This window comes from Rahnella sp. WP5, from assembly GCF_000745615.1.
Classification (GTDB): domain Bacteria; phylum Pseudomonadota; class Gammaproteobacteria; order Enterobacterales; family Enterobacteriaceae; genus Rahnella; species Rahnella aceris.
Genome location: NZ_JQJR01000018.1, coordinates 46,189 through 56,078, shown reverse-complemented (window position 1 = coordinate 56,078; position 9,890 = coordinate 46,189). Strand labels below are relative to the sequence as shown.

Below are 9,890 nucleotides of genomic sequence, written 5' to 3'. Positions count from 1 at the left end.
AATGTGCGTTCGCCGTTTTTAAACTGAACGCAAACATCATGCTTTTTATCCGCCCAGTCCAGACCAACATGAGCAGCAAACTGATCTATCGCAGTCATAACCAACTCCTTTTCACCGGGGATTGGTATGCATTCCACGCTCTTCGAAAGAAATATAGTCAGCAGTTTGTCTGCATGCCCTGAGTATTCGTTAGCGAACGTGGAGCACTTACTGGCTCGAAAGCAAAGCGGCAATCATCAAACCACATGATTCTGGCACAATATTCGTAACCAGTAAGCGCATACCCTGAATCACTTAAAAGTGTAACTCTCAGGGTTCGAATGACTATATCTGGCACATTGCAGACTGTTAATAACATTCACCATTACGCCCAGCGGGTAGTGGTTGATACAATAAACATGCTTAACGAAAGAAAATTTCCGTTTTCCAAACGGACCTACTAGTGAGCAGCAAAACAATATCACCCGTGATACGCCACACCGCCCTTCGACAGGAATAAGCCACGACGGTATCTGTGCTTTTAATCTCGCCTGGATGCAGCCAAAATTCTTCGGGGGTGTGATCAGCCACTGTGGCAGCTTTACGGATCATCGCGGAGGGCACAAGGTACGTAGCCGACACAAAGTGGATTCCTGCGTTTCTACAGGCTAGGAAAAATGACATCAATGGTATTTTTGATGACATCAGGATGGCGAATCATGCAATAGCAGCGGTTTTAAAATATCGGGATTATGATGGGATTCGCTTGGAAAATGGCTCCTAAAAGAACGACTTAATTCCGGAGTGAGCGTAAGTGACATTGCCCGTGAATTTAATACAACTCGGCAAACCATACTCAGGGTAAAAGCATAACCGCAATAATCCTGAATATAAAACATTGCTCAAACACTACGGAACATCAATGTCTTCTGTGTGCCAGAATCTGACAGTATAAATATCAAAATCATTTATCAATACGAGGATTTAACACCAATGTATGATTGAGAAGATTTTATAAGTAGAAGGCTAAGAAATCATATTATGCTTAAAAAGCATACTGCAGGAGTATGCTTTAGGTAAGATCAGGAATTATAGGGTTCTGAAAGTTCTTGTCCTTCAACCCCAGCATAGACAATGATCACTTCGACCGGCTCATCTGTGGTAAAACCGCGATGTACGTCGTCTACAGATTCATTAAAAGCTTCACCTGCTTTAAACTTATGACTTGTACCTGTTTCTTTATCTTCAATGGTCAAGGAACCAGAAATAATATAGGCAACATTAGGCATCGGGTGAGTGTGCCAGGGCAAAGTGGTATTTGCCTCAAAGTGCATTTTCATGACGGTTAAATGCGGATTACCTTCCGGGTATTTTCGTAAGCTTTACCATTCCATGCGCTGCCAATACTTACAAGCTCTTCCGATTTTACACCTTCTGATTCAAATTCAGACGTTTGGTCAGTTTGCTTTTTAGAATAAGTAGACATAAATCGCTCCATATTTGTGTTGAACGTGATGACATATTAAAAAACTATTATCTAGCACGTAGTCTGAATGCTTAAAAATAACGTTTACGTCGCATAACAGCCCTGTCAGGCGTTTACCTGGACTTTATCCCGACGAAATACCAGTGCGTTTACGCCTATGCACATCAGTAAACAAAATGCAGATAACCACATTCCATACGCCATACCAGTTGAAAATGAATGCAGCTCACTGTGGGCAATCATGGCGCCAAACAGACCCACACCAATAACGCCACCAATTTGTCTTGCAGATGCCATCAGACCAGAAGCCATTCCTGCATCTTCCTGAGATACCGAGGAGAGCATAGAATTAGTAATTGAAGGTACAGACATTGCGCTGCCAATACCGACCATCATGAGAGTGCCGTTCAGGAACCATAAAGAGCTAGACTCAGTTAACTGTGACAACAAAATAAATCCGATTATCTGAACACTAAAGCCGGTAGTGATGATCCGGATATCGCTGACTTTTTTTGCTACTCGAGTGGAAACCATTGTAGATATTGTCAGCACAGCCGTTAATGGAATAAAAGATAGTCCGGTTTTGATTGCATCGTAATGAAGAATGCTCTGGAAATAGATGCTCAGATCAAAGACAGTGCCATAAAAGGTCAGATTGATTACCGCACCGCAGAGCGCTGTGGTGGCTAAAACCTTATTTTTGGCCAGGCGCGGGGGCAGCATTGGGGACGCAACGCGCCTTTGAACCAGGATGAATAGCGCTAAAAATATAGCCGCAACGGTCATCATGGCTAAAGGTCCCCGGGTCCATCCCTCAGAGCTTGACTGAGTTAATCCATAGGTTAATGCCGCAATACTTATCGCAATCGTTCCCTGGCCTAACCCATCGACTTTTTTATCTACCCGTGGCGAGGGTGGAGCTGAACGCAAAATCAGGAAAATTGCGAGTAAGCCCAGTGGCACATTAATGAGGAAAACGCTGCGCCATCCGAAATACTCAATTAAAACGCCTCCTAAAACTGGCCCCGCAGCTAAGGCTATTCCCCCACAGGCCCCCCAGGTTGCTACCGCGGTTCTTCTCATGGCCGGATCGGTAAATGACAGTCTGATCAGTGTCAGTGAAGCAGGCACAAGCAGGGCTGCTCCCATACCCTGTACTCCTCTCAGAGCAATGAGCACAGACATGCTATCTGCAAGGCCACATCCGATGGAGCCAATCGTGAATAAGGAAAACCCCCAGGTAAAAATGTTTCTCGCCCCAAACTTGTCCCCAAAAGCTCCACCAATAATCAGCAACGCTGCAAATACTAATGCGTAGCTGTTAATCACCCACTGAAGACCAGTCAGGTTGGTATTGAAGGCATTTTTAAGAGAGCCTAAGCCAACATTGACAACGCTCACATCGAGTTGAACTACGAGGAAACCCATACAGGTGGCGAGCTGTATGGCTATCAACGAAGGGGTATACTTTGACATTATGTCTATCCGGCAATTGAAAAACTAATGTCATAATAAGGTTTGCCTGAACATGTATAAATACTAAAATATGCACACTATCCATGCAAAAGTGCATACGTAATGAATTGGGAAAATCTTCGTTTTTTTGTTGCCATAGCCAGAGCAGGAACGCTATCAGGGGCCGCTAAGGCCCTGGATGTTGACCAGGCGACGGTGAGCCGCCGTCTGATGTCACTTGAGGCTGAACTTGGGTTGAAACTTATCGAGCGGCTTCCTCGTGAGGCAAGGTTGACCGAACCGGGGCGAATTATTCTAGCAGAAGCCATTGAGATAGAGGCATACACTTTTAAAATTGAGCGACTGTCTATAACGAATAAAGAACAAAGAGAGAAGTTGACTATTTCCGCCCCACCTATCCTGGCCAGGCATTTCTTTGCTACAAATATGTGGGCATTATCTCAGGAATTACCTCTTGTCCTCATATCGATATTGAGCGATGTCCACTTCGTCTCTCTATCTCGTCTCGAAGCAGATCTTGCCGTTAGATTATCCCCCGGAATTAAAGACACTGATATCATAAAAAAAGTCGGTAAAATGGATTTCGCTTTGTATGCAGCCAGTAATTATGAGCATCTTGAATCGCCAGAATTATGGGAATTCATAGCCTATCCTGAACGCGTTAACAATTTTGAACATAAACAATGGTTGGATGGAATTATCGGTGAAAAGCGGGTTTCATGTGAAATGGCTGATCTAAGCCATCAGTATGAAAGTGCTCGTTCAGGAGCTGGCGTTGCAGGTTTACCATGCTTTCTTGCAGATAAAGATAAGCGTTTGGTTAAGCTCGAAGTAGATGAATCTATGCTCAACCTTGATATTTGGATAGCAAAGCACCCTGATCGTCGTAATGATCCCCTAGTGGTGCACGCCTCAAACGTCATATCTATTATACTGAATAAGGTTGGGTTAGGATTGAAATAATAAAAAACACTTTTCAAATCAGTTGGTCATCAGCCAGGCTGTTTCTCTGCCGGAGAAAAATACTTTCAAACTGGTCTGACTCATCAATACGAAAAGTCAGACCAATAAATCCCCTCGCGTAAGCCGGGGCTTCAGCAACAATCAGCAGTATTTTCGCCTCAGGAAGCAGACAAATATCCAGTAATACTGCCTTGACCTTATTTGCTTCCCAGAAAAGGCGCAATACTCGCCCAGACGGCATCAAAATTTACGGCAAAAGCAGGATGTGGGGCATCAGGAATGATTGCGAGGTGCGCATTCGGCAGCATTTTATAGGCGGCGAGCACGGTATCAATTGGTGCATTCATATCCTTTTCACCTGCCATAACAAGCACCGGCGCATGGATTGTCTGGAACAGAGACTTACCGACGATAGTCTGATCGTATTGTCGATTAGCTTGTTTATACCATTCTGTCACTTTATCGTGCTGTGGACGAATTTCTGCCTGCTCAGCCCAGTACCGTGGATCAAGGTCGATAACAGACTGTAGGGGGATATCACGATCTTTACGTCCGCCCTGAACGAAGCCTTTTACCCATTCACCTGCGCCAATCGCGACGAGTTTGTTGGTCTGCTTTGGATAATCAGCGGCGAACTGGTACCCCGTATAGGCGCCATCACTAAAACCAATTATGTCAGCTTTAGAAATGTTTAAAGCCGAAAGCACCTCAAGCAGGTCTTTCGCTTTTTGTTTATAGTCTGGTGTGACTGATCCAATGTCCGATTTTCCGTGTCCACGGGTGTTCACCAAAATGACCAGGTGATTGTTTTTAAGTTTGTCAGCAAATTCGCCCATTTCTGCCATTGAGCCGACAATGCCGCCGTGCAGCAAGACCACAGGTTCACCAGAACCGTAGACCTCATAATAAATTTTAGCATCACCAGACTGCACATAGTGTCCGGCTTTAGTGTTGTTACCGTAAGGGGTGGTACTTTGGTAGCTATTTGACTGCTGTCCGAACCAGTGCAAAGGTTGATTTGGGCGTATTTCAGCAGCGTGTGCTGTGATTGCAGACATACACAGTCCTATAAGCGCTGTGAACATTCTGTTCATTCAGATGATCCTTCCCACTCTGATTGGGAGCATAAATACCTATACTGAAAGAGTGACAGACATGGCTCAAATAGCGATGTCGTCATTGAGATTCACCCGCGATCCCAGGGCCATCTCTCTCCGCCATGCATCAATCTGTGGCGGCCAGTGAATCCCTTTAACGATAGATAATGAGCGCAGCAGCGGAAAAAGACGGATATCCGTGAGCGAGAAATGCCCAGAATCTCTCTCTTGCTGTGCGAACAGCAATTCAAGAATCTCAAGTTGAGCATTTATTTCATTAACCATGATTCCGGTTTGTTCCAGCAAACGTGGGAAAGGACCGAAAATGGCTTCTTTTTTGTTGACGAAATATTGTCTCGCTGCATCCTGTCGGAATTCTTCAAAGTCCGAGTTTGCCCAGCGCGGGATTGCCAGCGGATATATCAGTTTTGTTGCTTCTTCCATCCAGGTTTCGATTTCTGGATTGTCAGACATTTTCAGGACAGACGAACCGTAAGTCTCATCAATGTATTTGACGATGTCCAGGCTCTCACCCATCGCTTCATTGCTTTCAGTGACCAGGACGGGAAGCATTTTTTTGCCAATGAGGCGCACTGGCGTTTCTTCATCATCGTTTGGCAGAGTAATGATTTCACACGCAACATCTTTCAAGCCAAAAATCATGCGTGAACGTACGCAGAAGGGGCAATGATCGTAAACATAAAGTTTCATAGCAGAATCTTTCATCACTTTAAATCTAAAAAATTAACGGGTAAATCCATCAAAGGGTGTCATGTACACGGCACCAAATGGATCTAACCGTTTGCGGATTTCATCATCGGGTTCGCCATAAACTGTCAGGCCGGTAATGGTGACTAAAGAGAGAAATGTTTCAGCGAAAGGGGCGAACGTGTGATCAACATGGCTCACCACATCTTCCTGGCGATAACGCTCAACGATGTGTGCCGTTTGCTGATCTTCACTGACGCTGTAAACATAACTCAGCGTGCCGGGCTCTTTACGGGTGGCGTCCACCACGCGTGAGACTAATTCTTTGAATGCAGGGAATTGTCCGTCATTGACGTCCAGGTTAAATACACAGGTGATTTCATTTTTCATCGTAATCTCCAGAACTATGGGAGCAGGCGAACGAGCAAAGAAGAGAGAAAGACATTCACCGCAAGAGGAACAGGCCGTTACGCGCGGGAGCATAACGGCGACTGTGACCAAAGAGCGCTTAGCGTCAGCTCGATTTTTTCAGTGTTTCAGAAAAAAGCTCACCTGAGATTGCCCAGTTATCGGTGGTTACGTCGTTGAAAATGACATAGACATACTGTGGATCGACGTTGGCATGGGTGGCGATAGCATCGGTCACGGCTTTAGCGATAGCAGGTTTAGCCTCATCACGACCTTCAAACATCTGGATATTGACTACAGGCATGGCAGAACTCCTTCAGGTATTGATAAAAGGTCAGTCAGGCTGACGTTGAAGAAATTCTACGCTGATAGCTTAAGTGGATAAACAGGCTAAAAGAGGACAGAGTGTAGAACTGAAATCTACAATCACTCAAATGCTTTCTGCAAGGCTAACTCAATTAACTCATCAATAATAAAGCGAACGCCGGGCAGCAAATGCCGGGCGCGAGGCCATATCACATTGAGTTCGGTGGGCGAAGGATTGCAGGTGCTAAGCAGCGGCACTAGCTTACCGTTCTGTATGTGTGGCCGGAGTAATGCTTCGGGAAACTGAATCAAACCGGCTCCGGCAATACAGGCATCAATCATCGCATCGCCATCACTGATTTGATGAAAAGGCACGGGTTTAAGCCTGATCTCCTTCCCTCCCTCATCACGGATTCGCCAGCTAAGCGGCGCCCCACCCCGCCAGGCCAGAATGCAGCGGTGATGCGCCAGATCAGCCAGCGTTTCAGGTGTGCCGTAAGCAGTAATATAGTCGGGAGACGCGCAGATAATCAGATGCTGATCGTTGAGTTTGCGAGCGATGAGATCGGTGGTGTCTTTCACTGGACCAAAACGAATCGCGAGGTCGAAACCAATATCCAGCGGGTCTATGATACGGTCGTTAAACGTGATGGTCAGCTTCAGATGCGGATAGCGTTTTGTCATGTCCATCAGCACCGGCATCATCACCGAGCGGCCAAAAGCCGCAGGCAAATCGATCCTCACGGTGCCTGTGGGTTCAGTGAGCTTAGAACGCAGCGCCATTTCTGCCGTTTGCAGCGTTTCAAGCGCACTCTGGCAGCTTGCCAGATACGCTTCGCCTTCGGTGGTCAGGCTTATTTTCCGCGTGGTGCGATGAAACAATAAAATGCCGAGATTATTTTCAAGTCTTTGAATACTCTTGCCAATTGCAGATTTAGACACACCAAGTTGTTCAGCAGCTTCGGTAAAGCTACTCGAATTTGCGGCCGTCACAAAGTGGACGATGTTGCTAAAAGATTCGGCTGAAATCACGGTTGACATCGGTTACGCCAGGACAAATAACAAAAAGATACGTTAGCGTAAAGCCGAAACGTAAAAAAACGCAAGCGAAGGGGGAGCTCGTTCCCTGATTTTACTCCAATAATCTAATACTTTTCCCAATGGCTGAGTTAGAGATACCTAACTTATCCGCAGGTTCGGTAAAACCTTGGTCATGAGTCGCCATCACGAAATGCACAATGCGTCGGAAGGAATCAAAAGATGAAGGTACAGGGATCATATGTTTCAGGATCGCCAGAACGTCATGATTTTTATTCTACCTTCTGGGGATGTGCATCTGGTAATTCACTGCTGATTTTCAGGTCCTTGAAATATGCAATCGTGCCAGATTCGATCCATACCCCAACACCTCCACGTGCTTCACTGCCTAATTTTAGGTCATTGACGATTAAAGCAGGTTTAGAACTGTGATCCAGATACAACCTGGCCTGCTGGCCAGAAACGGTAATTTTCATATGGATCCACCGTTCGGTGGCAATATCAGCATAGGTTTCGTACTTTTCCGGTGTCTCTTTCCTCAGTCGTTCAAAGGTGTAATCCGGATAAGCGAAGTATTGCACCGAATGGTTTCGCCGGACCTGATCGTCAGCCTGACTGTTTGTTGGCCGCAGATAGATATTCTCAAACCGTTCTTCTTTATCAATTCGAAATGATAAGCCGATGAAGCCTCGGGCATAAGCCGGGGCATCGTGAGCTAGCGTGCTGGCAATATCCGCCTCGATTGTCCCGTTATGAAAATCAACCGGCAACCAGGCCATGAATGTTCTGTCTGTTAGCACTTCTTTTGCTGGATCCTGAAACTTTTCGGAAGGCATTTGCATTTTTATCGCTTTTTTACCCAGATAATCCTCATGCTTCAGAGAAACCCCCGCGCGCTTAAAATCAGATAACGGGAATGACTTTTGTAGCGCAAGAGGTTCGGCTGATTGTGCTGCCACGAATGAAGAAAATCCTGTCATAAGAACAAGTAACAAATTGTTTTTCATAATACGCCTTACTTTATGGTTAGGTATGCCGAAGCTGATTTTCATGCCCTACAGGAAAGGGATAGATTGATATTTTAACGCTAGGGTATTGCGGAGATAAAGACTGATAAAGGTTAGGCATTTGAAATGAACTGTTTCTAATCAACATCAGGCCGGTATTCCCCTATACAATACTATCCCAGTCGCAGAACGCGTCCCGGAGTAGCCAAGAGGAAATAACACTCAGCGGGGAATACATTGAGAATTCACCATCAACGGCTAATGCCTGATCTGTCACATGAGCAGCAGTCGCAAATTTCTGAGATATCCTCAATGGTCTGGGAAAAATTTGCTTACTACATGGTCTTCCTAGTCGAATATCTTCCTATTGGGGTTTACCCCCAAACTGCCTAATTTGTTCTGGTAGCAAACCCCGTCTAGAAAGGTGGCACTCATTGGTGCAGATTAGGATGATCTCCCTTATTGTCTCCCTGCTTGGCAGAGAGTGCAGTCATCTTTTCGCCACCTGACCAGCCTGGGGGTTTTACTGTTTTTTTAATTTCCTTTGCATTCATCTTCTTCACCAAAAGACTGAGCGCCCAGGCTATACTCCAGACAATGTATTTTACAATGATAAGCGTAGCCATTATTCAGCCCCCTCAATTAATAGCATGTTACCCGCAGTCGTGAGGCCAGTTATAATGTATTGACCATCATGTTTACTCTGGACGCTAGACACTAGTCTATTTTCGATGAGGTAATGAAAATGCCACTCAGCAATTTCAGGTGGCAATTCAGGGAAGTATTGTAACTAAGCCTGTCCATTGATTTTAAAGAACTTTAACATTTCCGTTATCTCTATTCATTGTTATAGCCTATTTTGTGTAAAAGACGATTATATCACGCTCCCTTATAAAAAATTTGTCGATACAGAAGGTTAACATTGGCTAAAATAATCTACCGCTGAGTTTATGAGATTTGTTTTAATAATTATTTAATGTTTTAATCGAATGCCATTAATTATTTTTCTCTTTTATAACTATAAAACTGCATTGCGTCATATCGTGACGTGAAAATATTCTATGTCACAGGATGGTCATGACTGCTGGACAGGCATCCACACGCTGACCTGTCACACTTTCGTGCTGATTGGGGTTTACCCCTATAGTGCCTAACCTTCCCCGCCTCTGTAAGTATCCCGCTTAACCGAACCATTCACTTTTAGAGATCTTCCGACATACTGATTATGTCCCTGAGGAGATCACCATGCGTAAAGCCCGATTTACCGAGCACCAGATCATCACCGTTCTGAAGTCTGTTGAAGCCGGACGTACCGTCAAAGATGTCTGCCGCGAAGCGGGAACATCTGAGGCTTCATACTATATCTATGGACTACCTCCGTTTTGCAAGTACCGAATCGGGTTTTGGGTTGTTGCTTACATC

The 9,890-nt window shown here is 45.1% G+C and carries 11 protein-coding genes and 2 pseudogenes; 3 read left to right on the top strand and 10 right to left on the bottom strand.

Annotated features, from left to right (window positions below; genetic code table 11):
- Positions 1 to 768 precede the first annotated feature (768 nt).
- Positions 769 to 852 (top strand): annotated as a pseudogene (locus EX31_RS25415) (helix-turn-helix domain-containing protein); the annotation flags it as partial.
- A 209-nt stretch (positions 853 to 1,061) separates the two neighbouring features.
- Here EX31_RS25415 and EX31_RS26575 read toward each other — a convergent pair.
- The 3 genes from EX31_RS26575 to EX31_RS15505 all read right to left on the bottom strand — a co-directional run bounded on the left by EX31_RS26575 (position 1,062) and on the right by EX31_RS15505 (position 2,941).
- Positions 1,062 to 1,319 (bottom strand): cupin domain-containing protein, encoded by a 258-nt coding sequence (locus EX31_RS26575; protein WP_369794810.1) that lies wholly within the window; start codon positions 1,317 to 1,319, stop codon positions 1,062 to 1,064.
- Positions 1,320 to 1,324: 5 nt separating this feature from the next.
- The gene (locus tag EX31_RS26570; RefSeq protein ID WP_369794809.1) at positions 1,325 to 1,465 is read right to left on the bottom strand and encodes a hypothetical protein; all 141 of its coding nucleotides are present in this window, start codon (positions 1,463 to 1,465) and stop codon (positions 1,325 to 1,327) included.
- A 105-nt stretch (positions 1,466 to 1,570) separates the two neighbouring features.
- Positions 1,571 to 2,941 (bottom strand): MFS transporter, encoded by a 1,371-nt coding sequence (locus EX31_RS15505; RefSeq protein WP_037035519.1) that lies wholly within the window; start codon positions 2,939 to 2,941, stop codon positions 1,571 to 1,573.
- Between the two features lie 102 nt (positions 2,942 to 3,043).
- Between EX31_RS15505 and EX31_RS15500 the strand changes: the two genes are divergently transcribed.
- Positions 3,044 to 3,904 (top strand): LysR family transcriptional regulator, encoded by an 861-nt coding sequence (locus EX31_RS15500; protein ID WP_037035518.1) that lies wholly within the window; start codon positions 3,044 to 3,046, stop codon positions 3,902 to 3,904.
- 197 nt (positions 3,905 to 4,101) lie between these two features.
- On the opposite strand, the gene EX31_RS15490 is transcribed toward EX31_RS15500, so the two are convergent.
- The 7 genes from EX31_RS15490 to EX31_RS15460 all read right to left on the bottom strand — a co-directional run bounded on the left by EX31_RS15490 (position 4,102) and on the right by EX31_RS15460 (position 9,094).
- Positions 4,102 to 4,962, bottom strand: coding sequence for an alpha/beta fold hydrolase (locus EX31_RS15490; protein WP_197060734.1), 861 nt, complete (start codon positions 4,960 to 4,962; stop codon positions 4,102 to 4,104).
- Between the two features lie 102 nt (positions 4,963 to 5,064).
- A complete protein-coding gene (grxB, locus tag EX31_RS15485; protein WP_037035529.1) occupies positions 5,065 to 5,712 on the bottom strand; it encodes a glutaredoxin 2 in 648 nt (215 codons plus the stop codon).
- A gap of 33 nt (positions 5,713 to 5,745) precedes the next feature.
- Positions 5,746 to 6,099 carry a putative quinol monooxygenase gene (locus EX31_RS15480; RefSeq protein WP_037035514.1) on the bottom strand — a complete coding sequence of 118 codons (354 nt, stop codon included), beginning with the start codon at positions 6,097 to 6,099 and terminating at the stop codon, positions 5,746 to 5,748.
- 124 nt (positions 6,100 to 6,223) lie between these two features.
- Positions 6,224 to 6,421 carry a tautomerase family protein gene (locus EX31_RS15475; protein WP_037035512.1) on the bottom strand — a complete coding sequence of 66 codons (198 nt, stop codon included), beginning with the start codon at positions 6,419 to 6,421 and terminating at the stop codon, positions 6,224 to 6,226.
- 122 nt (positions 6,422 to 6,543) lie between these two features.
- Positions 6,544 to 7,464 carry a LysR family transcriptional regulator gene (locus EX31_RS15470; RefSeq protein WP_037035511.1) on the bottom strand — a complete coding sequence of 307 codons (921 nt, stop codon included), beginning with the start codon at positions 7,462 to 7,464 and terminating at the stop codon, positions 6,544 to 6,546.
- Between the two features lie 269 nt (positions 7,465 to 7,733).
- Positions 7,734 to 8,468 carry a hypothetical protein gene (locus EX31_RS15465; RefSeq protein WP_051931058.1) on the bottom strand — a complete coding sequence of 245 codons (735 nt, stop codon included), beginning with the start codon at positions 8,466 to 8,468 and terminating at the stop codon, positions 7,734 to 7,736.
- 431 nt (positions 8,469 to 8,899) lie between these two features.
- Entirely contained in the window at positions 8,900 to 9,094 is a 195-nt protein-coding gene (locus EX31_RS15460) for a hypothetical protein (protein ID WP_037035510.1), read from the bottom strand.
- 619 nt (positions 9,095 to 9,713) lie between these two features.
- Here EX31_RS15460 and EX31_RS25410 point away from each other — a divergent pair.
- Positions 9,714 to 9,830: pseudogene (locus EX31_RS25410) on the top strand (transposase); the annotation flags it as partial.
- Positions 9,831 to 9,890 lie beyond the last annotated feature (60 nt).

Bases quoted from the DNA above. Each gene is read 5' to 3' on its own strand.
- EX31_RS15500 (WP_037035518.1), top strand. From the start codon at position 3,044: ATGAATTGGGAAAATCTTCGTTTTTTTGTTGCCATAGCCAGAGCAGGA.
- grxB (WP_037035529.1), bottom strand. From the start codon at position 5,712: ATGAAACTTTATGTTTACGATCATTGCCCCTTCTGCGTACGTTCACGC.
- EX31_RS15460 (WP_037035510.1), bottom strand. From the start codon at position 9,094: ATGGCTACGCTTATCATTGTAAAATACATTGTCTGGAGTATAGCCTGG.
- EX31_RS26575 (WP_369794810.1), bottom strand. From the start codon at position 1,319: ATGAAAATGCACTTTGAGGCAAATACCACTTTGCCCTGGCACACTCAC.
- EX31_RS15475 (WP_037035512.1), bottom strand. From the start codon at position 6,421: ATGCCTGTAGTCAATATCCAGATGTTTGAAGGTCGTGATGAGGCTAAA.
- EX31_RS26570 (WP_369794809.1), bottom strand. From the start codon at position 1,465: ATGTCTACTTATTCTAAAAAGCAAACTGACCAAACGTCTGAATTTGAA.
- EX31_RS15465 (WP_051931058.1), bottom strand. From the start codon at position 8,468: ATGAAAAACAATTTGTTACTTGTTCTTATGACAGGATTTTCTTCATTC.
- EX31_RS15480 (WP_037035514.1), bottom strand. From the start codon at position 6,099: ATGAAAAATGAAATCACCTGTGTATTTAACCTGGACGTCAATGACGGA.
- EX31_RS15490 (WP_197060734.1), bottom strand. From the start codon at position 4,962: ATGTCTGCAATCACAGCACACGCTGCTGAAATACGCCCAAATCAACCT.
- EX31_RS15470 (WP_037035511.1), bottom strand. From the start codon at position 7,464: ATGTCAACCGTGATTTCAGCCGAATCTTTTAGCAACATCGTCCACTTT.
- EX31_RS15505 (WP_037035519.1), bottom strand. From the start codon at position 2,941: ATGTCAAAGTATACCCCTTCGTTGATAGCCATACAGCTCGCCACCTGT.